Origin of the sequence: Rhizobium sp. LjRoot258 (assembly GCF_964254185.1) — a bacterium.
GTDB lineage: Bacteria > Pseudomonadota > Alphaproteobacteria > Rhizobiales > Rhizobiaceae > Rhizobium.
Map to the genome: position 1 here is coordinate 528,197 of NZ_CAXUST020000002.1, position 24,517 is coordinate 552,713.

The following is a 24,517-nucleotide window of genomic DNA, read 5'->3' on the forward strand; positions in this document are numbered from 1 at the left end:
TATACCCCGCCGGCCGACACCTTCCTGCAACCGCCTGTCCAATAGGCACCGACCCGTCCGCTGACCGCTGGGTTCGACCGGGAACTTGATTGACTTCAGGGTCCAGTGATCTCTTGTCCCAGGCCACAGAGTGGGAGCGAGCCGGTCGACCATGCAATCTTGACGTTACAGACAAGCTGATCGTTCGTCTTGCCTGCCAAGGCTCGCCGCGACGTCCTTGATGGACGCGGTTCCGAAACGTTCGATGAGCATTTCAGTGAGTATCCTCACCTTTCGCGAGGGATGCTGGCCTGGCGGCCTCACGACAAAGATACCGGCTGGCGGAATTGGATGACGCGTCATGATTGGCACCAATGCGCCCGAACGAATATGATCCGCAACAAGCGGTTCTGGCAGGTAGCCGATCCCGATACCGTCCAGAGCGGCAGACACAAGCGATATTCCGCTATCAGCTATGAAGCGTCCCTGGGGACGCACCGTAACAATCCTGTCGCCGTCCATGAATCGCCACCTCTCGTCGTCTCGCATGACGACTTGATGACTTACGATGTCATCGGGTGTTACGGGAGCGCCGTGAGTGTCTATGTATTCAGGACTCGCCACGAGGATGCCGAAGATCGATCCGACACGTTTCGCGACTAGCACTGAATCTTGAAGGTGGCCAAGCCGAATGGCGCAGTCAAAACCCTCTCCGACGAGATCGACGAAGCGATCGGTATAGGAAGAAAGGATTTGTAGTTGCGGATGCCTTCTCGCCATTTGAGAGAGGATGGGAGCAAAATGTGTCGGGCCAAAAGAAAGCGGCGCAGCGACACGTAACCGGCCGCGAAGATCTCCGGAGGGAAGTGTGGCCTCCCTCGCAACTTCAAACTCGCTGCAGATTTTTGCTGCGTGCTCGCGAAACGTTGCGCCAGCTTCGGTCAAGGAGGCGCCGCGCGTCGTTCGCGCAAGCAATTGAACGCCCAGAAATTGCTCAAGCCGAGCAAGCCTTCGGCTGACGAGCGATTTGGAAACACCAAGCCGACGCGCTGCCTGTGTGAGACCGGAGGCGTCAGCAACCTCCACGAAGGTGCGCAGTTCCTCAATATCCATTGATGTTTCCTTATCGGCGACATGGTGTGCCAGTTTGTTGGCCTACCGTAGCCGAAATTGCAATGGCACTGTCCACTTGGACGTTTTCACAAGGGTTTTTGTCTTCCGGCAAGTCGGCCTTCAACGACGGCACGCGGAAAGGTGATGACCTTTGGCGACGGCTTGGACGCACTTCTTGCCCATCGCGCGCATCCGCATGGCACCGGCTCCGAATGACCGCATTTCGTAAGATCAGTTGAACGAGGGTAAAATGATCAGAAAGATACTCATCGCGTTTGTGACAACTTTTTCTTTTTCTGCAGTTCAGGCACAAACGACGCAGGAACAGCCCGGCGCTGATCTGATCGTTATCAATGCAAAGATCTTCACCGGCAGCCCTGCTCAGCCCGAAGCTTCGGCTTTGGCGGTCAAGAATGGCCGCATTTATTCCGTCGGCTCTGATGTGGACATTCTCGGTTTGAAGAATTCCAATACCGAGATTATCGATGCGCGCAGCCGCAGACTGATCCCCGGCATCATCGATGCCCATATCCATGTTCTCAACGATCTGGCCTATAGCTACAATGTTCGATGGGATGGCGTCCCGACGCTGCGTGAGGCGTTGACGATGCTGAGCGAGCAGTCCGCGCGCACGCCGAAGGGCCAATGGGTCAAGGTGATCGGAGGCTGGTCACCCTACCAATTTGAGGAGAACCGCTTTCCCACGCTGGACGAATTGCGCAGCGCCGTGCCCGATCGCCCCACGATCGTGCAATATGCCTACAACCAAGCTTTCTTGAACAAGCAGGCGATGGAGGCGCTTGGCGTGGGTACCGACCGGTTCCCGAAGGTGCCGGACACCGAATTCGAAAAGGACAGCCGCGGCAATCCCACCGGTATCGTCCACGGTTATACCTGGTTGTTTCTCGCCCTTGAGGCCATGGTGCCGCAGCCCACGTTCGATGAACAGGTGAGTTCGTTGATCTACAGCATTCACGGCCTGAACCGCTTTGGCGTGACTTCGATCATCGATAACGGCGGCAGGTGGCCATATCCGGAGGCCCAGGCGAGAGTGGACGTGCTTGCACGAGACAACCGACTCAATGTGCGGATGCCCTTTGTGGACTTGCAACTCGGCGACGGTGGGTCGGTAAACATGGTGGATCTGGAAATCGAGGCGATCATGAAAACGGCGCCGATAAGTCCAGGACAAAACCTGCACCCCACCCTCGCACATGGCCATGAATATCGAGGTGCCGGGGAGGTTCTGAGCGGGGACGTGCACGATCATGAGAACTTCGACCGTCCGGCGGTCATCATCGAGCCCGAGAAGATGCGGCGCTTCGTCGAGCAGGATGTGATGAAGCTGGTCCAGAGGCGCATCCCGTTCCGAATGCACGTCAGCTACAACGAGAACATCTCCCCCTTTCTCGACGCGCTGGAGAAGGTGAACGAGACGATCCCGCTCGATGGCCTGAAATGGAGTCTCGAGCACGCTGAGACCATCAGTCCGGAGAACATCGCGCGGGTGAAAAAGCTGGGTGGCGGAATTGCCCTGGACGCCAAGATGGCGCTGCACGGCGATGGCTTCATCAAGACCTATGGTCGCGAGAAGGCGTTGGAAACGCCGCGTCTGCGTATGCTCGTCGACAGCGGGATGCCGCTGGCCATGACCACCGACGCCTTCCGGGCAGCCACGTTCAACCCTTGGGTGGCTGTAAGTTGGATGGTATCTGGCAAGTCTGTGTCCGGATCCGCAATACTTGCCGAGAACAATCGCCTATCCCGCACCGAGGCGCTGAAACTGTTCACCAGCGGGCCAGCGTGGTTCATGAATGCAGAAGCCGAGCTAGGCGTAATTGCCCCCGGAAATCTGGCAGACTTCGCCGTTCTCGACAGAGACTACTTCGCCGTGCCGGAAGATCAAATCAGCTCTATCTCTTCTGTACTGACCATCATGGACGGGAGGGTAGTCTACGGCACACAGGACTATAGTGCTCTGTCGCCAAAACTGCCCGATATCCTTCCGGCTTGGTCACCCGTAAAATCCTTCGGCAGCTATCATGGGGAAAAATGAGCCCAGCGGACGGGCTCTCCCCGCCTTCCCCGGACGCTCACTGGAATGCGGTTTCGTTGCCCGGCCGTAGCGAACCATTGCCTGCTTTGACAGCGATTGTTGTTCAATACCCCGTCGAAAACGACGGGCGTCAAAGGGGGCTGTCGTTACATCAAGGAGAATAAAAATGGCTGACTTTGACATGCCGGAGAGGAGCACATCATCGCTTTTCGCAGATGTGCGCGGACATCACGTTGCGATCCGTGTGCCCGACCGGGACACCGCCATACGATGGTATCGGGATAAGCTCGACTGGCGCGTCATCCACACATGGCCGCATGCAGATCAACAACTCGCCTATCTTGCGCCGCCAAATGACGATCGTTTCATGGTCGAACTGCTTGCCGGTGGCGACCTGGGTCCGCATACGGTACCGGTTTACAAGGATCTGGGCGACAGCTTGAAGCATGTCGGTTACCACCATTTCTGCCTGACCGTCGCCGATATCGAAGCCACTGTGGAAGAGCTCCGCCGCCGCGACGTAAAGATCCTCAGCGAACCGTTTCAGGTCAACGAGATTAGCCGCAAGATCGCTTTCTTCGCCGATCCTTTCCGGAACGTGGTTGAGTTGGCCGAAGTCATCTAGCAGCGCAGCCGCGCATGCCCCACGGACGAGCCCAAAACGATTTCACCATAAACGCGCCGGGTGACGGAATCCACCCTTAGCCGGTCGATACGTAACTGGGGTGGCCGTGCGCCCCATGCTTCGCCGTGCCAATGGCGGACGGCGTCGACCACCCACCAGAAACTGAAGCGAGATGTGCCACGTGCCGAAGGCTGAAAGGCGAGCAGATGATTGACCAAAAGACATGTTTCACCTCGCCTTTTTCAATGGCGCTCAGCCTTCGGTTCGTATCCACGGTGCGGTCACTCCTGCTTTCGCTTTTCGCCCTTGCATTTGCTCAATGGGACTACCGGTCAGCCCTGGCGGCGGATGATTTTTCCTTGGAGCAGAAGAGGCCCTCGATAAAGGCCGACCGGTCGCAGGAGGACTGGTCGCTTCTCGCGGATCCGAAACTGCGGAATGAGCCGCTGGATCGTCTCAAATACATTCCGTTGTTTCCCTCCAATCCCGACAGCTACATCTCGTTAGGGCTCAATCTACGCGAAATCTTCGAAGTCAGTGATGCGCCGGCTTTCGGAACCGTGCCGGCGAACCCCAGAGATTCTTATTGGTTACAGCGCGCGCAGTTCCACATCGACGTTCACCTGAATGAAAACTGGCAACTGTTTACACAGTTCGAGGATGTGCGGGCCTTCGACAAGACGGTGGTCGGCCCTAACGACGCAAACCGATTCGACCTTCGGCTCGCATTTATCGGCTATACGCAGGAGACTGACGCGGGAACGTTCAGGGCAAGGGTCGGTCGGCAAGATTTCGCTTTCGACCTGGAGCGGTTCGTATCGGTGCGCGATGGGCCGAATGTCCGCCAGTCATTCGATGCGGTCTGGGCCGGGTGGGAGACGGATGCATGGCGTTTCTACGGTCTTGTCAGCCAGCCGGTTCAGTATCAGGATGACTACCCGTTCGATGATCGATCAAGCGGCGATGTGCTGTTCAGCGGTGCACGTATCGAGCGGCAGCTTTCGCCGGCGATCGAGGCCTCCGCCTATTACGCCCTCTACCAACGCAAGGACGCCACTTTTCTCACCGCGTCGGGTGAGGAGGACAGGCATGTGCTCGATATCCGGTCGGCCGGCAAATATGGCGGTTTCGACTGGGATGCGGAAGCGATGGGACAGGTCGGCCAGGTCGGCTCAGCCGACATTCTGGCCTGGGCCGTTGGTGCGAGGACCGGTTACACCTTCGAGGATGTCACCTGGTCGCCGCGGATCGGTCTGCAGTTCGACGTGGCGTCGGGCGACCGTGACGCAGGTGATGGCACGCTTGGCACCTTCAATCCGCTATTTCCGAACGGCTTCTATTTCGCGCTCGGCGGTCACACAGGATACTCCAACCTCATTCACCTCAAACCGTCGATCACCGCTCAGCCGACAGAAGACCTGACCCTTATGGCTGGGGTCGGACTGCTGTGGCGTCAGACGACACAGGACGCCGTTTACACCCTGCCAAGCGTTCCCGTGGCTGGCACGGCGGGGAAGGGGCCCGCATGGACCGGCGCCTATGCGCAGGTCAAGGCGGACTACCGCCTCAATCCCAATCTCACGGGGTCGCTAGAGGCTGTTCACTACCAAGTCGGCTCGGCGCTCGAAGCTGTGGGCGGCCGCGACAGCAATTATTTCAGGGCCGAGCTGAAGCTGGCCTGGTGATAATGCTGATTCCGTTGGGCTCGCCGATGAAGAACATCACCAACACTGTTTTGTCGGTAGGAAATTGTAATGATTACCACTGATTAGCAAGTTTGAAGTTTTACGGCGGTTCGATTCCGATCAAGGCGAGGTAGTTGGTTTTAATGGGCGCTTCGTGAGCGGTTCACCCGGCTGCCGGTCGCGAGAGTTCACGAGCTAATTCCAAGAACGCTCTGACTCCGGCCGAGAGGTTTCGGCGCCCGGGATAATACAGGCAAAGCCCCGGATATGGGGGCGTCCAATCTTCCAGAATACGGATGACGCGCCCCGCCTCGATCTCCGAAAGAATGTCTTGTTCAAAAATATAGCCGACGCCGGCACCTTCAAGCACCGCAGTCCTTGTCAGGCTGGCTTCATCGAGCCCAAGCGGTCCCCGCACGTCAATCTGCACTTGCTCGCCGTCCTTCTCAAAACGCCATCTAAACAAGGAGCCGTCCGGCAACCGAACACGAATGCATCTGTGATTGAGGAGATCAGGAGGAACCACGGGCTTGCCATGCTGCTCGAAATACTCGGGAGAACCAACCACGGCGTGTCGTTGAGGGCGGCCGAGCGAAACGGCGATCATGTCGCTGGGAACGAGGCCTGCAACCCTGACGCCCAGATCGAAACCGTCCTTGACGATATCGACCATTTTTCCTTCGGTGACGATATCGACATTCATGTCGGGATAGCGGCGCAGGAACTCAAGCACGAGCGGTGAGATGATGGCGCGCGCCGCAAACGGGGCGGCGTTGATCCTTATCGTTCCTGAAGGTGTCTCGCGTTGCGAGCGCACCAGATCCAGAGCGGCATGGAGATCCTGGAGCGATGGCGCGACCTGCTGCACAAAGATCCTGCCGGCATCTGTCAGCGACACGCTGCGCGTGGTGCGGTTGAACAATCGCACACCCAGTCCCGCCTCAAGCCTGCCTATCGTGTGGCTCAGCGCGGTCGTGGACATGCCGAGATCGATGGCAGCTGCGCGGAATGTCCCGCGCCGGGCAATCGCGGCGGCCGCTTCGAGTTCCTTCAGGCTGGCCTGTTCCATTGTCCCGATCCGTTCAATATCGCATGCCGGTTTATCCCACTTATTCATGCAATGGTCGAGCACTAACTATCGGGTCAGATCATGAGGAGAAACAGGATGGATATGCCCGATATTGTGAACATTTACTTTGACGCAGACAGCCGCAGCGACGTGGATACGCTGTTGAACACCTTTGCGATTGAAGCGGTCGTCGAAGACGAGGGAGCTCGCCATCAGGGCGCCGTCTCAATCCGCGAATGGTGGGTGGCGGCGAAGGAGGCGACTCACTACGTTGCCGAACCTGTGGAATCCACCGTCGATGGCAACAAGGCCGTTGTTCGCGCCAAGGTGGGCGGCCAGTTTCCCGGTAGTCCGGTGACTCTCACCCACGCCTTCACTATCAAGGGCGACAAGATCGTCAGGCTGGAGATCTTATAATGGCCGACTTTCTCAACCTGAGAGGCAAACGGGCCCTCATTACGGCCGGAACAAAAGGTACAGGCGCCGCGACCGTCAGACTGTTTCGGGAACTAGGCGCGCAGGTGCTGACGACAGCTCGGGCCCGTCCGGAAAGCCTGTCGGAAAAGCTGTTCGTCGAGGCGGACCTGACCACCGAAGAGGGATGTGCAATCGTCGCAGAGGCCACGCGGCGGCGCCTTGGCGGCGTCGACGTCATCGTCCATATGCTGGGTGGCTCTTCAGCAGCTGGCGGTGGATATTGCGCTCTTACGGACGACGAATGGCAAAAGGAACTGTCGCTCAACCTCTTTCCGGCCGTTCGCCTGGATCGGCAACTGGTTCCGGACATGGTCGCCCGGGGAAACGGTGTGGTGGTGCATGTAACATCCATCCAGAGAGTCCTGCCGCTTCCGGAATCGACGACCGCCTATGCTGCGGCCAAGGCGGCACTTTCCACCTACAGCAAGGCGATGTCGAAGGAAGTGTCGCCCAAAGGTGTCCGGGTCGTTCGGGTGTCGCCAGGCTGGATCGAAACGGAAGCTTCGGTTCACCTTGCAGAGCGCTTGGCGAAGCAGGCCGGAACAGACCTTGAGGGGGGCAAAAAGATCATCATGGACGGGCTGGGCGGCATTCCGCTGGGGCGTCCGGCAAAGCCGGAAGAGGTCGCAAACCTGATTGCCTTCCTCGCCTCCGACTGGGCTGCTTCGATCACCGGTACCGAATACACCATTGATGGAGGTACCGTGCCCACGGCCTAAGCGCAGACCTGCAGATCAGGCTGGCACGTCCCACCCGCCGATCTGGGAATAGATCGCGTTGCGCAGATAACGCACGTCGCGGTTCAGAGCGGCCAAGTCCTGCGGTGTCTGGGTCGAGGCAGCAAGCAAGGTGTCGCTGAGACAACCAGCCTTGTGCTGCAATGCCCGGCCTTCGTCGGTCAACGCAATCAACACCTGGCGCTCGTTGCTCAGGTTTCTCGTCCTGCGCAGCAGGCCGGATGTCTCAAGGCGCTTTAGAAGCGGCGTCAGCGTGCTGGATTCCAGGGCAAGGGCGTTGGCAATGGCACCCACCGTCTGCCCATCTTCGCTCCACAACACATTGAGCACGAGGTACTGCGGGTACGTCAGGCCCAACTCGTCGAGAAGAGGTTTGTAGGCGCGCTGGATTGCAATTCCGGCAGTATAAATCGCGTAGCACAGTTGGTCGTGCAGGGGGGGTGGGTCGTTATGGCGTTCGGTCATTCTGAGCTCCTGTGGATCTCCATATAACCTATGCGATAGCAAAAATAAATATCGCGATAAGAATTATCTTGACGCGCAATCTAAAGTCTGACAGCCTATGTGTATCGCGATAACAGTTATCGCAATTAACGAGGAGACAGCCATGACACGCAAGACCACGACCACCGTAGCCGCAATTGCTGCTGCAGCCTCACTGTCCGCTGCCGCATTGCCGGCGAACGCCGCGGACAACATTCCTCAAGACCAGTCCGTGAAAAACGTTGTGCTCGTCCACGGCGCCTTCGCCGACGGCTCTGGCTGGAAGGGTGTTTACGACATTCTCACGAAGCGCGGATATCGCGTCAGCATTGTTCAGAGCCCCCTGACATCTCTCGAAGACGATGTCGCGGCTACCAAACGTGTGCTGGAACGGCAGGATGGTCCGGTCATTCTCGTTGGACATTCCTGGGGCGGCACGGTCATCACGGAAGCTGGCATTGATGCAAAGGTTGCAGGCCTCGTTTACGTCTCGGCTCTCTCTCCTGATGCAGGCGAGACGACGGCTCAACAATACGAAGGATTTGCTCCCGCATCGGAATTCGTCATCGAGACCACGAAGGATGGCTTTGGATATGTCAGTCCGGAAAAGTTCAAGGCTGGTTTCGCTCATGACGTCAGCGATGCGGATGTTGCGTTCATGAGGGATGCGCAAGTCCCGATCAACATGTCAGCGTTCGGCACGAAGCTCGAACATGCTGCCTGGCACACCAAGCCCAGCTGGGCTGTGATTGCTACCGAGGATAAGGCATTCGATCAGGCCATGCTGATCCACATGGCGGAACGCATCAAGGCGAAGATCACCAAGGTGTCAGCGAGCCACGCCCTGTTCATGACGCAGCCGACGGTGGTCGCGGATACCATTGATCAGGCCGCCAAGGCTGTCTCAGCGAAGAAGTAATGACAGACGCAGTTTCATCGGGACAGCCCGCACTGTCCCGATGACGACGAGCAAGGGCTGTCGAACCGAGCGAGGTCGGCCCAAAGCGAGCACATAAAAGGCCGCACGATCTCGGACTAGGATCCATTGCCCGCATTCCCCAACACTTTTGCAATTTTCCTCAATCCATTCACGGAGGTAACCACGTGAAGCTGAATAGTCATGACAAGAATGCACCCGAAAATCCGCCCATTCCTCAGAGCGAGGTCGGTGTTGTTTTCGACTTCATCGTCTGCGGCGCCGGGTCCAGCGGCTCCGTTGTTGCCGCACGACTGGCAGAGGATGGAAACGCAAGTGTCCTGCTGCTGGAGGCAGGCGGGGACGATGCGGCCGAGACCGTTACAAACCCTGCGCAGTGGCCGCTCAATCTCGGCTCGATCCGGGACTGGGGTTTTGTCGGACAACCGGCACCTGGCCTGGACGGTCGACGTCTTCCTCTCAGCATGGGCAAAGGGCTCGGTGGCGGTTCGAGCATCAATGTCATGGTGTGGGCCAGAGGACACAAGGGAGATTGGGACCACTTTGCCGCTGAAGCCGGCGATGACGCGTGGGGCTATCAGTCTATCCTCAGCTACTATCGCCGGATCGAAGATTGGCAGGGCGCTCCGGACCCAACGCGTCGCGGCGTGGGAGGACCGGCCTACGTAGCGCAGCCGCAGGCCCCCCAACCGATCGCAGAGGCCTTGTTGCGTGCGGCATCCACTATCGGCATTCCGGTCTACGATAGCCCGAACGGTGAAATGATGGAGGGCCCGGGCGGCGCATCCATCGCTGAACTGCGGATGCGGGATGGCAAGCGGGAGTCTGTCTTTGGATCCTATGTCCGCCCGCTCATGTCGCGCCCAAACCTGACTGTGCTGACCAACGCACTGGTCACGCGCCTCATCTTCGATGGCAAGCGCGTGACGGGGGTCGAGGTTCTCGTCGATGATCAGCGACGTCAATTCACGGCGCGTTGCGAGACGGTACTGTCGCTAGGCGCGATCAACACTCCGAAAGTGTTGATGCAGTCGGGCATAGGTCCGGAAGATGAGCTGCAGGCCCACGGCATTCCCGTGGTTCAACACTTACCTGGCGTTGGGCGTAATCATCAGGATCATCTCGCATTCGGCTGCACCTGGGCATATCGAAAACCAGAAGCCGTCGGTGGTAGCGGCTGCGAAGCAAAACTCTACTGGAAAAGCGACTCGCGTCTTGCGCAGCCGGACATTCTTCAGTGCCAGTTGGAGTTTGCCGTGCCGTCGCCGATCGAGACGGGCCTCGAAACGCCGGAACATGGCTGGACGATGTTTAACGGTCTCGCCCAGCCAAAAAGCCGTGGTCGATTGCGGCTCTCCGGCCCCAATACGAATGACCCTATCCTGATCGAACCGAATTCGCTCAGCGCGCCGGAAGACATGGCGGCCGCCTTGGCTGCGGTGGAATTGTGTCGCGAACTCGGAAACAGCGATGCCTTCACGCCACTGGTGACAGGCGAGGCGGCTCCGGGCGCGCGCGACAGATCAGGGATGATCGACTTTATCCGGCGTTCGGCAGTCACCTACTGGCATCAGTCCTGCACAGCCAAAATGGGACGCGACAGCATGTCAGTGGTCGACAACGAACTCAAGGTCTACGGTATCGATGGCCTGCGCATCGCAGACTCCTCGGTCATGCCGCGTATCACAACTGGAAATACGATGGCACCCTGCGTTGTCATTGGGGAGCGGGCGGCTGATCTCATTCGGACGACGCATAGCCTTCCGAACTTGAGCGGAGGACTCGCTTAGTCCATCTGATGAAGAGATTCATGTGAAGCTCGGCGGCCAGCATAAGAGGGCGGCCGGCTTTTGCGTTACTAAAGGGGCGACGGATCGTAATGGTTCAAGGCGAATCAATTCAAAAACAGGCAAGATCTTTCTGCTTACGTAAGGCGCTCGCGACAGCTCACCTCGACCAACTTCTGCAGAACCTTCACTCGTTCAACCAACCAACCAAGCTCTGCCATACCGATCTCATAGTTCGGTGAATACCGAGCTTCGACGTAAGCCCGCGACAGGAGCTCGAACCGCCGGCGAGCGATGCGATTGTCTCGCGGCCATGCTTCGATCAACCGCCTGTCGACCTCCTCCGCTTTCGAACGCAGCACCTTGATGCGGTGCGACTTCGGGCTGTAGAACGTCAGCGTCAGGAGGAGACAATGATAGAGCCGCTCCGTAGCTTGATGTAGGTCAAAAGCTGCATCGTTAACATATCCGCGTTCTACCCCTGTCTGAGCGAGGTCAAAGCGGTGCGCTGCACTTGAAAACCATTGCTCGAAGTAAAGCTTCGCTTCCGCTTTCGCTTCTTCCTTATCCAGTGCCTTGGGCTTGGCAAGCGGATGACCTTCCTCTTCGTAGAGGACCTTTCCGTCCCTGGCTATATCGACGAAAAAGGGCCGGCCGCGCGAAAGTTGGTCGTTGACGTCATGCAGGCCATGGACGATCGGAATGACCGGCGTTTCGATCCGGTGGGCAATCTGTTCCTGCAGGAATCGTTCATCGAGCGAAAGCCAAAGTTCCTGTTCCTGAGCGAAGCTCTCCGAATTGACGACGATCAGCAGATCATAATCCGAGCGATAGCCACTCAGCCTGTCTTCCACCCAGTCGCCGCGGGCGTAGGAACCATAGAGGATGACCTTGAGGATTTTGCCATTGGCTTTCTTTGCCGACTGCTTGGTTGACCGAAACTGCTCGACCTCGAAAAAGATGATCTCCAGCACGCGGGCAAGTTCGCGCCGCTTGTTGGCCGGCAGATGATCAAGGGTGTCGGTCAGTGTCAAAGCCACATCAAAGCCTTCGGTGGGAATCGTATCCATCGTAACGGCTCGCCCGATAATTATCACCAAAACCTTTTAGCGAAGTCATGTCCGAAGTGCAATCTGAAAGAGAAATTAGAGCATGCCATCACCGCTCTGTAACTCCCACAGCCTCTACAACATTCATGCCGTTGCGACTGCTGTTACGCGTTCGCCAGAAATGACTGCACCGGCAGCGTCGTCTCTCGGAGTGCGTCTCGCCGCTTGAGGAGAGCACGCGGGATAAGGTCACTTTTTGGTCGGGAGGCACTGGAGGGGTGGGGGAAGGTTCGATTGCCGGTTCCGGCGTCAGTGCCGGAATTCGAGGAAGCGTTTCTTGTTCATCGGCACAAAGCGGCAGGTCATGCCAGCGATCGAGCACCGATCCCACAAAGGCCTCAACAATCGAGCAGAAAATTCTCATCTGCCACTGCGAAAACGCGAACGGGAGATGCAAGGGTTCCGATCAGTCGGCGGATTGCAGCGCGTTTCATATCCGTTTTCTCGTCCCACCGCATCAGAAACGTTCAGCCCTTGCCACCCACATCCATCGTGTCCGCGCCCTGGCCCACTGGAAGGCCGTGATCGGCACGCTGGCCTGATTTCACAAAACCACACCCTCTCTCGTCATTGACGAGATAACGTGACATCGCCCCGTGCGGCAATACGGGTCATCGACTTCAATTCGGACAAAGCCGACGCGGAGCTGCGTCCGCCAGACGGCGTTTTGGATGAAGCTCTGGGTCGGCTTTTTGTTCCATTGGTGAGCCGGGTCGCAGGTCAGCTAGGCTGAGACATTGGAATTCTACAACGAGAGGGTCAGTTGCTCCCATTCCCATTGATGACCTCAGAGCCGGCCATGACACGATGCCTTACTTGCAGTCCGGACGGTCGGCATATAAATTATCCCAATGCTTGATCGTTCATCCCAGTCTCCGACGCAAATTCCTACGGACGCACTAAGCGAAGTTCTACAGGACTTTCGCCTGAGTGGAGTCAACTACGGCCGCTGCGAGCTACGTCATCCATGGAGCATCGCCTTTCCGCAGCAACAGCTGCTTCGCTTTCATTTCGTCAGTGAGGGGCCATGCTGGATCCATACCGAAGCCCAAGGATGGCAGGAGTTGCAAGACGGCGATCTGGTGTTGTTGCCACAAGGTGTCGAACACCGACTGGCCAGTAAGCCTGATGTTGTCGGGGACTCGCTTAAGAGCTGCCAGGTCACCAAGTTGGGGGGCAATGTCTGCGAAGTGGTGCAGGAAGGAACAGGAGCGACGAGCACCTTGTTCTGCGGTTCCATGGCTTTGGGTGCGAATGCCCTCAACCCGTTGATCGCTCTGATGCCACCGATCATCAAGGGTTGTGATGTTGCTGGCAATGATCCGATCGTCGGCCCCCTCCTCGCCGCCATGACGGCAGAGGCGTCGCAGCCGCAGATAGGCAGCGCCACGGTCCTGTCACGTATGGCGGACGTACTCGTCGCGCGGCTTATTCGCTGCTGGGTCAATTGCAGCGGAGCCTCGACCAGCGGCTGGCTCGCCGCGATCCGTGATCCTCATATCGGTCGTGCGCTGGCAGCCATGCACCGAGATCCCGGCCATGACTGGACGCTTGAGACCCTTGCTGGCGTGGCAGGTCAATCGCGCTCGATCTTCGCGGAACGCTTCAGCGCCATCTTAGGGGAAGGCGCGGCACGGTATCTCGCCCGTCTGCGCATGCAGCTTGCACGAGAGTTGCTCGGTCAAAACATGTCGGTTGCCGAGGTCGCTTCTCAACTGGGCTATGAATCTGAAGCTTCTTTCGCTCGCGCCTTCAAGCGCATCACCAGCGTTTCACCTGGCGTTGTGCGCCGCACCATTTCCGGACGAACGGACATAGAATTCGGACTTTAGGACACATATCATCCTGGAAGACTCCGCTATTAAGACCTCCAAACCTTGGAGGTACTTCAATGACGGACACAACATCACAGCTTGACGGCCCCGCGATTGGCCTCGATTCTACCGTCCCGAGTACATGGAGCCCCACGACCTGGTTTGCCGTTATTTCAATGGCAGCCACAAGCTTTGCGCTGGTGTCAGCTGAATTCCTGCCGGCAGGTCTGTTGACGCCAATGGCGCGTGACCTTGGCGTCAGCGAGGGAACCGCCGGTCAGGTTGTCACCGCCACCGCGTCTGTTGGCGCGGTGACGGCCTTGTTGAGCAATGTTCTCATCGGCAAACTGAACCGGAAGACTGTCCTGGTTGGCCTAAGTGCCTTGGCTATCGGCTCCAATCTCGTTGCCGCGCTCGCGACGGATTTTTGGCTATTGTTGTTGGGCCGAGCCGGGCTGGGCATCGCGCTCAGTGGTTTCTGGGCGCTTTCAGTTGCCGTCGTGGCGAGATTGGTTGGCACCAATGCGACAGGTCGGGGTATGGCTATAGTCACCCTCGGCGTCTCTCTTGCCACCATAGCTGCACCATCTATGGGTGCTTTGATTAGCGATTGGCTCGGCTGGCGTGCCGCCACGGCCATGACTGCAGGGCTCGCAGCGATTGCGATGCTGCTGCAGATACTCAGCTTGCCGACGCTACCCGCAAGCACAAGTAATAGTCTTTCCGACGTCTTCCGGCTGACGAAACGGCGCACTGTTCAACTGGGAATGCTTGCCATCCTCTTGCTGATGACGGGACATTTTGCCGGCTCGGTCTACGTGCGACCCTTCCTCGAACAAGTGACGCTCCTTGGCACCGGGCCGATTGCCTTGGCGCTCCTCGGGTTTGGCATCGCCGCTGTGATCGGCAATGTCGCCGGCGGCCGACTGGCAGACGCAAATATCCGCATGGCGCTCGCTGTCACCGGCGTATTGATGGCGTTTTCGGCGCTTGCTCTCGTACTCTGGGGTGCACATAGCGGCATCGCGTTTGCCCTGGTTACACTTTGGGGTTTCGCTTTTGGGATGGCTCCGGTGGTACTGCCTACCAACTTGTCCCGGGGCGCAGCGGACGCCTTGGAGGCTGCTGGCAGCCTGATGGTCGTTTCGTTCCAGGTCGCCATCAGCATAGGTGCGCTGTTCGGCGGCTATGTGGTCGATCACTATGGTGCCTCAGCGCCATTGACATTTACAGCCGTCTTAGCGGCATCGACTATCGTTCTGGCGTTGCTTCAGCCCCGCAGCTGACTCTTGGAGCTCCGGCCAAGGTGAGCAGAGGAGGCGAGGTCTCAAGTGGCCGGAGTGCCGGGTGAGGCTAAATCCGTGACATGGCGGTGCTTTCTCGTTCCGGCGAGGAAGCACCGCCCGATCGCCGATGACCGCGACAACAACAATCTCGATTAAGCGGCGTGGAAGATCGGCGCTCACGACTAGTGCGGCCGATTGCGGCCATCGTGTAGATCGAACTCTGATCCCAGAAGCGGCCGCTCTGCAGAGCCGGCAACATCAGCCTTGAAGTCAAGCCGTTGCGAAGGCAGCGAACGGTGAGGCAACTTTCTCCTCGTGGTCGCGCAGCCGTTCCAAATTCTCCGTCCGCGACGTATCATTCGGAGGCGCATTGGGCGCGATGCTTAGAATCGCAACCGCCCAAGCGACAACACAGGAGTCGGCCGATGATGAGCACACGAATTTCGCAGAGTGCCTGACATGGGCACGACTTCTCGCCCCAGAACCACCGGTGTGCGGCAATTCCTTGATCTTGAGCAGCAGCGCGATTGGATAGCGGGCAAGATCGACTTGCCGGACGCGGGCGACCGCTCAGAGTCCCTGGAACAGCGCTTCAAATATGTCGCTCGATTTGAGAAGCTACTTAGTCGCCCGCAAGCGGGAGAAGTGCTGGAGATTCTCGGGCTATACGGTCCAAACTGCATTCCCTTGCTGCGCAAGACCGAGCGCTACTACTGGTCGGTTTCCTGTCTGCCGTCGACCTCGGACAAGCCGCTCGTACGCGTCAATGCGAGCTGGATGGAGCTTTTCACGCTCTATGCTCAAGGCGACGATATCCGCGCCAGATTCATCGTGCATCTTTCGGATTTCACTACAGATCGTTCAGCAACGCCGAGCCGGGTGGACGAACCCTTTCTCGAGCAAAGCGTTGCGATGCCAGAGGACGTCAGTTATTTCTTCCCGCGTGGTGCGGACATTTTCGGCATCAATGTGCGCGGCTCTGTCTCGATCCGCAAACTCCTCGGGAGCCGCCGCGTGGTGCGCGCCATTCGCACGTTCAACCTGACGCACATGAACCGCGGGCGGAACGCCTATCAGGCGAGCCATTGCTACAGCGTGGCGGATTATATGCAGGCAGATTGAGGGGTTCTTTAACGCACGTCATCCTGGTGAACTCACCGTCGCCGGTGGCGGCCGCATCTCGCGAGGTCGAAAAGACAACTGAGGCACACTCCGCGCTTGACCAGCTCGGCCGAACGCGAGCACCACCCTCGGCCGGTGTGCGCCTCATTTCGGTCATTCGTGCCAAAGTTTCTTTTCTCCTAACAGCCGCCAATCGGTCATCTGGCCGGCGACGGCTGCACCGTCGCCTCGCGCGATACGGAAAGCCCCGCGAGAAGCGGCGCGTGCGCGGCGAGCCTGCGGGATACGAACTCCGTGAAGAGCCGCACGCGCATGGTCTTGCGTGTCTCCCCCTGCGTGAGAAGCCAGAGTGTCCCATGCATGGGCAGGTTGGTGCCCGGCACCCTCACCAGCAGGGGGTCGGTATCTCCGACGAAGCACGGGAGTTTCGTCATCCCGATCCCTTGCTGCGCCGCGATGATCTGCGTCTCGGCGTCCGGAGTCCTGAACGGAGCTCCCGTGGTATGAACTTCTGCCTCGCGCGCCCAGTCCGGAATTCCATGATTGTCTATGACGATCCACCGGATGGGATCAGGCTTGCCCGCACTCAACGCGGCTAGTCGATCGCGAGACATGTAGACGCCGCTGAACAACTGCGGTCCCTTCAGGCCGTGAAGATTGAGAGGCAGGGTCTTGCGGTCGGCGACAATGCGGACCGCGACGTCGGCCTCTCGGTTGGTCAGATTTGCCACCTCGCCGGTAGTCAAAATTTCGATCTCGATGTCCGGATGCAAACGCGCGAAGTCGGCGAGATCCGGCATGAGCAAGTGTGTGGCGAGGAACGGTGGAAGCGTCACCCGCAAAAGCCCGCGCGCGCTCTGGTCGCGACCGAAGACGCGCGTCTCCAGCAAATGCGACGACGCTTCCATCTGGTGTGCGAGATCGAGAACCTCCTCGCCCGCAGCCGTCAGGCGGTAGCCCGAAGGCAGCTTTTCGAACATCTGCGCCCCCAAGCTTTCCTCGAGCTGAGCGATGCGTCGCAGCACGGTCGCGTGGTTCACGCCGAGGCGCTTGGCGGCGGCCCGCACTGAGCCTCCGCGCGCGACGGCAAGAAAGTAGCGAACGTCATCCCAGTCGATCATGGTGAAATCCCGCACCGCGGCGGTGCGCCTTCCAAAACCCATATCTAACACACTGATCTGTTGTGGGCGCGATGTCGCGGCGTTCAATCGTCCGGCTGGATCGTTTTCGCACCACCGATGTGCGCGATTCCGCACTCACCGCCTGACTTCGGCGAACCCATCTTGAGGATCTCGATGAAACCTCTCCGTACAGCCAATCAGCGAAAGACAAAAGATTATGAAAGCACTCGAAGGTAAAATCGCAGTCATCACGGGCGGAAGCAGCGGGATCGGGTTAGCGACAGCCAAGCGCTTTGTGGAAGAAGGTGCGCACGTCGTGATCACCGGGCGAAGAGAGAAAGAGCTGAAGGAAGCCGCAGCCTTCATTACGAGAAACGTTACAACGGTCGTCGGCGACGTGTCACGCTTGGAAGATCTGGACCACCTCTATGCCGTCGTGAAAGAGAAACATGGTCACATCGACATTCTCTTCGCGAACGCGGGCGCAGGGACAATCGCACCGCTCGCGGTCGCTACTGAGGCCCATTTTGACCAGACCTTCGATGTGAACGTGAAGGGTCTGTTCTTTACGGTGCAGAAGGCCCTTCCTCTCTTCAAAGACGGCGGTTCGATTATCCTGAACTCTTCAGTGTCGAACGTGTTGGGGGTTCCCGGGTTTAGCACCTACGCCGCGAGTAAGGCTGCTGTGCGCAACTTTGCGCGCGCTTGGACACTGGAGCTGAAAGACCGCAAAATCCGCGTGAACGCGATGAGCCCCGGGCCAATCGAGACCCCCGCTTTAGAGACAACGGCAGGCCTTACCCCCGAGCAAGCCGAGCAAGCGGCCGCCCAGTTTGCGTCACAGATCCCAATGGGTCGCAGGGGCAAACCAGAGGAAATCGCGGCTGCCGTCACGTTCCTCGCCTCCGATGAAAGTTCTTTCATCACTGGCGTGGATCTCGCCGTCGACGGAGGCATGGCGCAGGTCTGACCCCGGCGTTAAAACAAGATCGGAGAAGCATTATGAGCTATTCAATTATAGGATTCGGCAATATCGGCCACGCATTGGCCAAGGCGTTTGCCCGCAACGGCATCAAAGTATCCGTTGCAACCACACGCGACCCAGAAAGCTTTGCATCCGATGCGGCCGCGATCGGACCCACGATCATTCCCAAAACACTGGCAGAAGCCCTCAAGGCGGATATCATCTTTTTGGCTGTCCGTTTCGAGTCGCACCCAGAGGTCGCGAAGGCGCTCGCCAGCTGGCAGAGGAAGACCATCGTCGATGTGACCAACGCCTACGGCGTGCCTCCTGAAAAACTGGGGGGACAGCCTTCTTCCAAGTTTGTTGCACAGGCATTCTCTGGTGCAAAACTAGTCAAGGGCTTCAACCATCTGGTCGCTCCCGTCCTTGATCAGGATCCGGCCCTGCATGGTGGCAGGAGGGTCGTGTTCCTGGCGAGCGACGATGACGACGCCGCAGCGGAGATTGGTGTGCTCGCGGAAAATCTCGGTTTCTCGCCGATCAAACTTGGCGGGCTGTCGGAAGGTGGGCTGCTGGTCCAGGCGCGCGGAAATAGCTGGGGTCAATTGATCTTCAAGGACCTGGTCAAGTTCGACTGATGAACACGACCAACCGGCAGGGCCACGATGCACGGATTGGATCGAGCGCGATGCGATCCGTGCCAAATGGAGAAATTCCCATGAGCATTGAGAAGAACATCCAGACCGTGAAGGACTTCTTCGCCGCGATCGGCCGCGGCGACAGGGATGGCCTGCTGGCACTGGTCGCCGAAGACATCGAGTGGACCATCCCCGGCAAAGACTGGCCGCTGGCCGGAACGCACCGCGGACACGAGGGACTAAGGGATTTGCTTGAGACGGCATCCAAGTCGATTGAAACGTCCACGGAACCCCGGGAGTTCGTGGCGCAAGGAGACCGGGTCCTTGTGCTCGGCTTCGCGAGGGGAAGGATCAAAGCCACGAACAAGACGTTCGAGGACGACTGGATCTTCGCCATCACCGTCCGGGACGGCAGACTGACCAACATCCGGGAATACGTCGACACACAAGCATTGGCGCGCGCCGCGCAGATGGGCGCGGCCGGGCCTGCATAGCATTGTTCGGCCATCGGTTCGGGGTAGACGATAGATCAGCCGAAAATCGCCCCATTGTACGCCGCGCGCTCGTCTAATGCCCGACCGTAAAGGAGATTCCGATGTACGACCAATCCAAACTATCCGAGTTGATCCGGTTCGCATGTGTAGATGCGGGCTCCACTGTCATTGACGTCTACCCAGGCGACGGTGATTGGACGCGCCTGTTCTCCGACGTCGTGGGACCTAAAGGGCGGGTCTACAGCTTCGTGCCGGCCGAAGTCGCCGACTTCAAGAACGATCCGGTTGGCCGCATGCGGACGCTCGCGAAGGAGCCGGGCCGAGAGAACGTCGAAGCCGTCTCGGCGGACCTCGTCGAGATGCCGCAGGCCACGCAACCAGCGGATGTGCTGTGGCTGCACCTGTTCTACCACGATCTCCACACGGCGCTGATTCAGAAGAAGGGCGCGACGGCGGCCGACTTCAATCGAGCCGTCTACGAGCGGCTGAAGCCCGGTGGGTGCTACGTCATCGTCGACCACGCCGCCGCTGCAGGGGCGGGCACGGGCGACGCCCAGTCGCTGCATCGGATCGACCCTGCCTTTGTTCGCGAGGAGGTGGAGGCGGCCGGCTTCGTACTGGATGCGAAAAGCACAATGCTCGCGAACAACGACGATCCGCACTCGATCAAGGTGTTCGATCCCTCGATCAAGGGCCAGACCGATCGTTTCGCCTATCGGTTCGTGAAGATCTAACACTAAGCTATTCGCCAACGATGAGGTCGGCTCTCGTACGGAAGGCGGCTCTGACAAGTGCGATGACCGATTGTGGGTTGGTTTCGGAACGACAGCTTACCGCAGAAGCTGGTTGAAACCGGATCGTCCGCTGTCGGCCCCAAACACGTCCTTTGGCAATCAGCTTGGCGACGGGTGCGAGCTGCCCTGAGGCCTCGGCCGCTGTTGGGGAATTGAGATGGATGGCTTTATAACAACAGGGTCGTCGGTTCTAATCCCTTCAAGGCGTCTATCATTGATTTTGGATGTAGAGGCCGGGGTGCCGGCCAATCCAAGTGAGGTATTAAAACAATGGCCCTTAGAAATGCCCACGATTTTAACTTTGATTGAGCATATCAATCGGGTGCTGGTTGCACTTTCGAACACAAGGCCAAAAAGAATGGGGTGCCGATAGCGGCACCCCAACTCTACTCACATGGCAACTGATCCGATTAGTTACGCCGCTCTTTCTTCTGCGGCGTTCGGTCTCCACTTGATCAGCCGGCCTTCCAGAACATCGAGAATTCGGTCGATGATGAGCACGAACACGGCCAGGATGATGATGCCGGCAAACACTCCAACCGCGTCGAAGTTGCCTTCCGCCTGCGCGATCAGATAACCGAGCCCCGCAGAGGAGCCGAGATACTCGCCAATGATGGCGCCGACCACCGCGAAGCCGACTGACGTGCGAAGGGAGGACAAAATCCAGCTGGCCGCCGCCGGAAAATAGACATGCCGCAACAGATCGGAACGTCTGGCCCCGAGGATCCTTGCGTTTGCGAGGACGACCGGATTGACTTCGCGGACGCCCTGCATGGCGTTGAAGAAGGTGATGAAGAAGACAAGGGTTACTGCGAGCGCTACCTTCGACCATAGGCCGAGACCAAGCCAAAGCACGAAAATTGGGGCAAGCACGACGCGCGGAATGGCGTTCAGGCCCTTGATGAAGGGGTCCAAAATCCGTGCCGCACTGCGGCTAAGACCGAGCCATACACCGGCTGCGACGCCAAGGCCCGTGCCGATGATGTAGCCGAGCACAGTCTCCGTCAGTGTGATTGACACATGACGATAGAAGCTGGGGTCAACAATCCAGCTGATCATCTGGTTGAAGATGTCGAGCGGGGCTGGAAAGAAGAAGACATCGATGAAGCCGGCGGTCACGCCAAGCTGCCAGCCGCCGAGGATAAAGATTAGCATTCCGAGCTGGATGATGCGTTCAGTCACGACGTTCATAGCTTTTCTCCACTTCGCCGCGCAGGGAAGCCCAGATATTGCGATACAGATCCATAAAGCGTGGATCGAGTTTGATCTCTGCCACATCCCGTGGCCGCTCGAGATCGACCGGGAAACTTTCGATGACCCGCGAACGAGGGCCGGCGGCCAGAATGGCGACGCGGTCTCCAAGCGCGATCGCCTCTTCGAGGTCGTGCGTGATCATGACCACGGCGCGACGTTCTTCCTGCCAAAGGCGCAGCAATTCATTCTGCATGAGATGCCGCGTGTGGATGTCGAGCGCCGAGAAGGGCTCGTCCATCAGGATCACCTTCGGACCGGCAATGAGGGCCTGCGCCATCTGGACACGTTTACGCTGGCCGCCGGAGAGTTGGTGCGGATAGCGGTGTTCGAAGCCCTTCAGCCCGACCTTGGCAAGCCAGCTCATCGAACGTTCGCGGCGCTCAGTGGCTCCAACGCCCCTGAACATCAGGCCGAGCTCGACATTCTCGATGGATGTCTTCCACGGAAGCAGCGCGTCCTGCTGGAAGAGATAGCCAATGTCGTTCTGCACGCCCTTTACCGGCGTGCCGTCGATCGTCACCGTTCCGCTCGCGGGTTTCAGAAGACCTGCTATCGCGTTCAAAATAGTGCTCTTGCCGCAACCGGTCGGGCCGACGATGGCGAGAAACTCGCCATCGGCAACCGTGAGGTTAACGTCCTGCACCGCGACATAGGAACCAAACGACATTGTCACGGCGTCGATCGATACCATCGGCTTTGCGTTTTGCTGTCCCGTCGGGATAGGCATGGGGTTTACGACAGCCAAAGACATGGCCTCCTCCTAGGATCAGTTGGTGGTCTTATCCGTTACCTTGTCCACGAAAGCGTTCGTGTAGGTTTTGGAAAGATCGATTGTTGCGGCAGCAACCTTTTCGTTGAAGCTCTTGAGAACGGCCAACGGCGTCTGCGTGTCGGTCTCGCTGAATTTGCCGTCCACCGAGAAAATCGGCTTGGCATTCTGGACGGCCTTCACATACGTGTCCCGGTCGCCGGAGATGAATTCTTTCGGTAGTTTTTCGACGATCTCTTCAGCGCTATGTGTGTTCATCCATGCCAGTGCCTTGACGGTCGCGTTCGTGACCTTCTGGATGGTTTCCGGGTTCTCATCGATATAGGCCTGCGTCGCATAAAGGACGGAGGTCGGGTAGATCCCACCGTAGATCTCCGTGGCACCCTCATCGCTACGGGCGTCGATCAAAATCTTGCCGACACCCTTGGCTTCGATAAAGGTTGCCGCCGGATCGTAGTTGACCAATAGATCAACCTTCCCTTGCTCGAGCGCAGCAACAGCAGCTGAACCGGAGCCGACCCCGATCAACGAGACGTCATCAGCCGATAGGCTGTGGCGCTGCAGATAATAGCGAACGAAGAAGTCTGAAGACGAGCCCGGCGCTGTGATACCGATTTTCGCGCCCTTGATCGTTTCAGGTTTGGCAGGATCGAACGCAGCGTTCTTTCCACCGGCAAGCACGAGCCCGGAATTGCGGGCCAGTTGCACGAAGGCTACAACAGCCTTGTTCTGCGACTGCATCTGGATGGTGTGGTCGTAGAAGCCGACAGCGATATCCGTGGAGCCGGCGACAAGCGCCTGCAGCGTCTTGGAGCCGCCAGATGCGAAGTTTTCGACGGTCACCTCAAGACCTTCCTTCTCGTAAAGACCGAGGCCAGCTGCGACCGGGAAGGGCAGGTTGTTGAGGTTGTAGGACCCGACGCTGATGCGGACGGGTTCCGCAAAAGCCGAACCGGCGAAAGCGACCGTTGCCGCAAGGGCGAGTATGAGTTTACGCATGTGTATTCCTCCCTGATGCGTGGCGCCCTCCCGGCAACCACTTTCGATTATGCCGCGCAAACCATTTGCACGATAGGTTTTGCAAAGACCCGGCCCTCGAAAAGGCGGCGGGCCGTCCGCAGGATTCCGGCAACTGTCTTGCCGTCGCGGGTATCCAGTTTTACTTCCAAACGACCGCTTGGATGTTCCAGAACGAGGACGACCGGTGGCTTGCGGTCGCCGATCAGTTGCGCAGCGACGGTTCCGTCGCTGATGCAGGCCGTGGCAATCCCAACCGCGCCGGTCGTTGCGAGAGACGGGTGGCACTGATGCGGCATGAAATAGCGCACGCCGAGATCTCCGCCCTTGTTGGGCCTGGAGATCAACACCGGTTTGGGCGTGACCTGGTTGCTGACATCGCCCATGCCCATACGCCGGCCAGCCTCAAGCCGTAGCGTTTCGAGACGGTGCAGCAATGCGCCGTTGGCATTGAGCTCGGCAGCCGATTCATTGCCCGTCACACCGAGGGCGGCGGCCTCGAGCAGCATCATCGGCATCGCGCAATCGATGCAGGTCACATCGATGCCATCGATCCTGTCGCACGGGTTGCCGGTGGGAAAAAGCTTGCCGGTGCGTGCCCCGGCAGCATCCATGAAGGTCAGCGCGATCGGCGCAGCATTGCCGGGCACGCCGTCGATCGAGGCATCTCCCATATAGGCAACGCTGCCATCAGGGGTCGGAACCTCGGCTTCGATCAGTTTACCGGTATTGACGTTGTGGATGCGCACGCGGGTGACGCCGGTCGTCGCCTTGACAAGGCCGGCCTCGATCGCGAACGGCCCGACGGCCGCCAGCATATTTCCACAGTTGGGTGAGGTATCCACGAACTGCTGATCGATGCGGACCTGGGCGAACAGATAATCCACATCGGCATCGGACACGGTTGCCGGGCCGACGATGGCAACCTTGCTGGTGACGGGGTTTCCGCCGCCGATACCGTCAATCTGCAGAGGATGACCAGACCCCATAACCGAAAGCAGAATCTGATCGCGTTGACGCGAATCCAATGGAAGATCGGATGCGAGAAAGAACGGTCCTTTGGAGGTGCCACCTCGCATCAGAACGCAGGGAATGGAAATCAGGTCGTTCATGGTTGTGTCCGCATACTGATGTGATTTAAATATCAATCAGCTTCTTTGTTGCAGTAAGCGGTAAAACGATTGATA

At 58.5% G+C, this 24,517-nt stretch carries 23 protein-coding genes and 1 pseudogene; 15 read left to right on the forward strand and 9 right to left on the reverse strand.

The window, feature by feature from the left end; translation table 11 throughout:
• Positions 1 to 165: 165 nt before the first annotated feature.
• Positions 166 to 1,092, reverse strand: a complete 927-nt coding sequence (locus ACSQ9D_RS23270; protein ID WP_436284302.1) for a LysR family transcriptional regulator — start codon at positions 1,090 to 1,092, stop codon at positions 166 to 168.
• Between the two features lie 250 nt (positions 1,093 to 1,342).
• On the opposite strand from ACSQ9D_RS23270, the gene ACSQ9D_RS23275 reads away from it, so the two are divergent.
• The 3 genes from ACSQ9D_RS23275 to ACSQ9D_RS23285 all read left to right on the forward strand — a co-directional run bounded on the left by ACSQ9D_RS23275 (position 1,343) and on the right by ACSQ9D_RS23285 (position 5,458).
• On the forward strand, positions 1,343 to 3,148 hold the full coding sequence (locus ACSQ9D_RS23275) for an amidohydrolase (RefSeq protein WP_436284303.1): 1,806 nt from the start codon (positions 1,343 to 1,345) through the stop codon (positions 3,146 to 3,148).
• A 166-nt stretch (positions 3,149 to 3,314) separates the two neighbouring features.
• Positions 3,315 to 3,773, forward strand: a complete 459-nt coding sequence (locus ACSQ9D_RS23280) for a VOC family protein (protein WP_436284304.1) — start codon at positions 3,315 to 3,317, stop codon at positions 3,771 to 3,773.
• Between the two features lie 206 nt (positions 3,774 to 3,979).
• Positions 3,980 to 5,458, forward strand: coding sequence for an alginate export family protein (locus ACSQ9D_RS23285; RefSeq protein WP_436284305.1), 1,479 nt, complete (start codon positions 3,980 to 3,982; stop codon positions 5,456 to 5,458).
• 163 nt (positions 5,459 to 5,621) lie between these two features.
• On the opposite strand, the gene ACSQ9D_RS23290 is transcribed toward ACSQ9D_RS23285, so the two are convergent.
• The gene (locus tag ACSQ9D_RS23290; protein ID WP_436284306.1) at positions 5,622 to 6,575 is read right to left on the reverse strand and encodes a LysR family transcriptional regulator; all 954 of its coding nucleotides are present in this window, start codon (positions 6,573 to 6,575) and stop codon (positions 5,622 to 5,624) included.
• A gap of 48 nt (positions 6,576 to 6,623) precedes the next feature.
• Here ACSQ9D_RS23290 and ACSQ9D_RS23295 point away from each other — a divergent pair, with 48 nt between their 5' ends.
• The gene (locus ACSQ9D_RS23295) at positions 6,624 to 6,944 is read left to right on the forward strand and encodes a nuclear transport factor 2 family protein (protein ID WP_037118909.1); all 321 of its coding nucleotides are present in this window, start codon (positions 6,624 to 6,626) and stop codon (positions 6,942 to 6,944) included.
• Entirely contained in the window at positions 6,944 to 7,723 is a 780-nt protein-coding gene (locus tag ACSQ9D_RS23300; RefSeq protein WP_436284307.1) for an SDR family oxidoreductase, read from the forward strand. Before ACSQ9D_RS23295 ends, ACSQ9D_RS23300 begins: the two co-directional genes overlap by 1 nt.
• 15 nt (positions 7,724 to 7,738) lie before the next feature.
• Here ACSQ9D_RS23300 and ACSQ9D_RS23305 read toward each other — a convergent pair whose 3' ends face one another.
• Positions 7,739 to 8,206: a MarR family winged helix-turn-helix transcriptional regulator gene (locus tag ACSQ9D_RS23305; protein WP_436284308.1), complete on the reverse strand. Its 468-nt coding sequence runs from the start codon at positions 8,204 to 8,206 to the stop codon at positions 7,739 to 7,741.
• Between the two features lie 142 nt (positions 8,207 to 8,348).
• On the opposite strand from ACSQ9D_RS23305, the gene ACSQ9D_RS23310 reads away from it, so the two are divergent.
• A complete protein-coding gene (locus ACSQ9D_RS23310) occupies positions 8,349 to 9,143 on the forward strand; it encodes an alpha/beta fold hydrolase (protein WP_436284309.1) in 795 nt (264 codons plus the stop codon).
• A gap of 185 nt (positions 9,144 to 9,328) precedes the next feature.
• Positions 9,329 to 10,951, forward strand: coding sequence for a GMC family oxidoreductase (locus ACSQ9D_RS23315; protein ID WP_436284310.1), 1,623 nt, complete (start codon positions 9,329 to 9,331; stop codon positions 10,949 to 10,951).
• 134 nt (positions 10,952 to 11,085) lie between these two features.
• Here ACSQ9D_RS23315 and ACSQ9D_RS23320 read toward each other — a convergent pair whose 3' ends face one another.
• Entirely contained in the window at positions 11,086 to 12,018 is a 933-nt protein-coding gene (locus tag ACSQ9D_RS23320; protein ID WP_368515831.1) for a HEPN domain-containing protein, read from the reverse strand.
• 331 nt (positions 12,019 to 12,349) lie between these two features.
• Between ACSQ9D_RS23320 and ACSQ9D_RS23325 the strand changes: the two are divergent.
• From ACSQ9D_RS23325 to ACSQ9D_RS23340, 4 genes and pseudogenes are all read left to right on the forward strand, one after another.
• A pseudogene (locus ACSQ9D_RS23325) lies at positions 12,350 to 12,599 on the forward strand (DDE-type integrase/transposase/recombinase); the annotation flags it as partial.
• Between the two features lie 309 nt (positions 12,600 to 12,908).
• Complete coding sequence (locus ACSQ9D_RS23330) at positions 12,909 to 13,889, forward strand: AraC family transcriptional regulator (RefSeq protein WP_024319145.1); 981 nt, start codon at positions 12,909 to 12,911, stop codon at positions 13,887 to 13,889.
• A 59-nt stretch (positions 13,890 to 13,948) separates the two neighbouring features.
• Positions 13,949 to 15,157 carry an MFS transporter gene (locus tag ACSQ9D_RS23335; protein ID WP_024319146.1) on the forward strand — a complete coding sequence of 403 codons (1,209 nt, stop codon included), beginning with the start codon at positions 13,949 to 13,951 and terminating at the stop codon, positions 15,155 to 15,157.
• A gap of 459 nt (positions 15,158 to 15,616) precedes the next feature.
• Positions 15,617 to 16,279 carry a hypothetical protein gene (locus ACSQ9D_RS23340; protein ID WP_037124749.1) on the forward strand — a complete coding sequence of 221 codons (663 nt, stop codon included), beginning with the start codon at positions 15,617 to 15,619 and terminating at the stop codon, positions 16,277 to 16,279.
• A gap of 197 nt (positions 16,280 to 16,476) precedes the next feature.
• On the opposite strand, the gene ACSQ9D_RS23345 is transcribed toward ACSQ9D_RS23340, so the two are convergent.
• Positions 16,477 to 17,400 (reverse strand): LysR family transcriptional regulator, encoded by a 924-nt coding sequence (locus tag ACSQ9D_RS23345; protein ID WP_436284311.1) that lies wholly within the window; start codon positions 17,398 to 17,400, stop codon positions 16,477 to 16,479.
• 217 nt (positions 17,401 to 17,617) lie between these two features.
• Between ACSQ9D_RS23345 and ACSQ9D_RS23350 the strand changes: the two genes are divergently transcribed.
• From ACSQ9D_RS23350 to ACSQ9D_RS23365, 4 genes are all read left to right on the forward strand, one after another.
• Positions 17,618 to 18,370, forward strand: a complete 753-nt coding sequence (locus tag ACSQ9D_RS23350) for an SDR family NAD(P)-dependent oxidoreductase (RefSeq protein WP_037124829.1) — start codon at positions 17,618 to 17,620, stop codon at positions 18,368 to 18,370.
• A 32-nt stretch (positions 18,371 to 18,402) separates the two neighbouring features.
• The gene (locus ACSQ9D_RS23355) at positions 18,403 to 19,002 is read left to right on the forward strand and encodes an NADPH-dependent F420 reductase (protein WP_436284312.1); all 600 of its coding nucleotides are present in this window, start codon (positions 18,403 to 18,405) and stop codon (positions 19,000 to 19,002) included.
• An 80-nt stretch (positions 19,003 to 19,082) separates the two neighbouring features.
• The gene (locus tag ACSQ9D_RS23360; RefSeq protein WP_436284313.1) at positions 19,083 to 19,496 is read left to right on the forward strand and encodes a nuclear transport factor 2 family protein; all 414 of its coding nucleotides are present in this window, start codon (positions 19,083 to 19,085) and stop codon (positions 19,494 to 19,496) included.
• A 101-nt stretch (positions 19,497 to 19,597) separates the two neighbouring features.
• Positions 19,598 to 20,230, forward strand: coding sequence for a class I SAM-dependent methyltransferase (locus tag ACSQ9D_RS23365; protein WP_436284314.1), 633 nt, complete (start codon positions 19,598 to 19,600; stop codon positions 20,228 to 20,230).
• A 474-nt stretch (positions 20,231 to 20,704) separates the two neighbouring features.
• Here ACSQ9D_RS23365 and ACSQ9D_RS23370 read toward each other — a convergent pair whose 3' ends face one another.
• The 4 genes from ACSQ9D_RS23370 to ACSQ9D_RS23385 are packed head-to-tail and all read right to left on the reverse strand — an operon-like array spanning position 20,705 to position 24,442.
• Positions 20,705 to 21,481, reverse strand: coding sequence for an ABC transporter permease (locus ACSQ9D_RS23370; protein ID WP_037124755.1), 777 nt, complete (start codon positions 21,479 to 21,481; stop codon positions 20,705 to 20,707).
• Positions 21,465 to 22,295: an ABC transporter ATP-binding protein gene (locus tag ACSQ9D_RS23375; protein WP_037124757.1), complete on the reverse strand. Its 831-nt coding sequence runs from the start codon at positions 22,293 to 22,295 to the stop codon at positions 21,465 to 21,467. Before ACSQ9D_RS23375 ends, ACSQ9D_RS23370 begins: the two co-directional genes overlap by 17 nt.
• 15 nt (positions 22,296 to 22,310) lie before the next feature.
• Positions 22,311 to 23,312 (reverse strand): ABC transporter substrate-binding protein, encoded by a 1,002-nt coding sequence (locus ACSQ9D_RS23380; protein ID WP_037124759.1) that lies wholly within the window; start codon positions 23,310 to 23,312, stop codon positions 22,311 to 22,313.
• A gap of 47 nt (positions 23,313 to 23,359) precedes the next feature.
• Positions 23,360 to 24,442, reverse strand: coding sequence for a 4-oxalomesaconate tautomerase (locus ACSQ9D_RS23385; RefSeq protein WP_037124761.1), 1,083 nt, complete (start codon positions 24,440 to 24,442; stop codon positions 23,360 to 23,362).
• Positions 24,443 to 24,517: the final 75 nt, after the last annotated feature.

Excerpts from the sequence above, each read along its gene's own strand:
- ACSQ9D_RS23380 (WP_037124759.1), bottom strand. The coding sequence starts at position 23,312 with ATGCGTAAACTCATACTCGCCCTTGCGGCAACGGTCGCTTTCGCCGGT.
- ACSQ9D_RS23345 (WP_436284311.1), bottom strand. The coding sequence starts at position 17,400 with ATGATCGACTGGGATGACGTTCGCTACTTTCTTGCCGTCGCGCGCGGA.
- ACSQ9D_RS23340 (WP_037124749.1), top strand. The coding sequence starts at position 15,617 with ATGGGCACGACTTCTCGCCCCAGAACCACCGGTGTGCGGCAATTCCTT.
- ACSQ9D_RS23285 (WP_436284305.1), top strand. The coding sequence starts at position 3,980 with ATGATTGACCAAAAGACATGTTTCACCTCGCCTTTTTCAATGGCGCTC.
- ACSQ9D_RS23330 (WP_024319145.1), top strand. The coding sequence starts at position 12,909 with ATGCTTGATCGTTCATCCCAGTCTCCGACGCAAATTCCTACGGACGCA.
- ACSQ9D_RS23275 (WP_436284303.1), top strand. The coding sequence starts at position 1,343 with ATGATCAGAAAGATACTCATCGCGTTTGTGACAACTTTTTCTTTTTCT.
- ACSQ9D_RS23320 (WP_368515831.1), bottom strand. The coding sequence starts at position 12,018 with ATGGATACGATTCCCACCGAAGGCTTTGATGTGGCTTTGACACTGACC.
- ACSQ9D_RS23290 (WP_436284306.1), bottom strand. The coding sequence starts at position 6,575 with ATGAATAAGTGGGATAAACCGGCATGCGATATTGAACGGATCGGGACA.
- ACSQ9D_RS23335 (WP_024319146.1), top strand. The coding sequence starts at position 13,949 with ATGACGGACACAACATCACAGCTTGACGGCCCCGCGATTGGCCTCGAT.
- ACSQ9D_RS23280 (WP_436284304.1), top strand. The coding sequence starts at position 3,315 with ATGGCTGACTTTGACATGCCGGAGAGGAGCACATCATCGCTTTTCGCA.
- ACSQ9D_RS23305 (WP_436284308.1), bottom strand. The coding sequence starts at position 8,206 with ATGACCGAACGCCATAACGACCCACCCCCCCTGCACGACCAACTGTGC.
- ACSQ9D_RS23385 (WP_037124761.1), bottom strand. The coding sequence starts at position 24,442 with ATGAACGACCTGATTTCCATTCCCTGCGTTCTGATGCGAGGTGGCACC.
- ACSQ9D_RS23310 (WP_436284309.1), top strand. The coding sequence starts at position 8,349 with ATGACACGCAAGACCACGACCACCGTAGCCGCAATTGCTGCTGCAGCC.
- ACSQ9D_RS23350 (WP_037124829.1), top strand. The coding sequence starts at position 17,618 with ATGAAAGCACTCGAAGGTAAAATCGCAGTCATCACGGGCGGAAGCAGC.
- ACSQ9D_RS23375 (WP_037124757.1), bottom strand. The coding sequence starts at position 22,295 with ATGTCTTTGGCTGTCGTAAACCCCATGCCTATCCCGACGGGACAGCAA.
- ACSQ9D_RS23370 (WP_037124755.1), bottom strand. The coding sequence starts at position 21,481 with ATGAACGTCGTGACTGAACGCATCATCCAGCTCGGAATGCTAATCTTT.
- ACSQ9D_RS23360 (WP_436284313.1), top strand. The coding sequence starts at position 19,083 with ATGAGCATTGAGAAGAACATCCAGACCGTGAAGGACTTCTTCGCCGCG.
- ACSQ9D_RS23270 (WP_436284302.1), bottom strand. The coding sequence starts at position 1,092 with ATGGATATTGAGGAACTGCGCACCTTCGTGGAGGTTGCTGACGCCTCC.
- ACSQ9D_RS23365 (WP_436284314.1), top strand. The coding sequence starts at position 19,598 with ATGTACGACCAATCCAAACTATCCGAGTTGATCCGGTTCGCATGTGTA.
- ACSQ9D_RS23355 (WP_436284312.1), top strand. The coding sequence starts at position 18,403 with ATGAGCTATTCAATTATAGGATTCGGCAATATCGGCCACGCATTGGCC.
- ACSQ9D_RS23295 (WP_037118909.1), top strand. The coding sequence starts at position 6,624 with ATGGATATGCCCGATATTGTGAACATTTACTTTGACGCAGACAGCCGC.
- ACSQ9D_RS23300 (WP_436284307.1), top strand. The coding sequence starts at position 6,944 with ATGGCCGACTTTCTCAACCTGAGAGGCAAACGGGCCCTCATTACGGCC.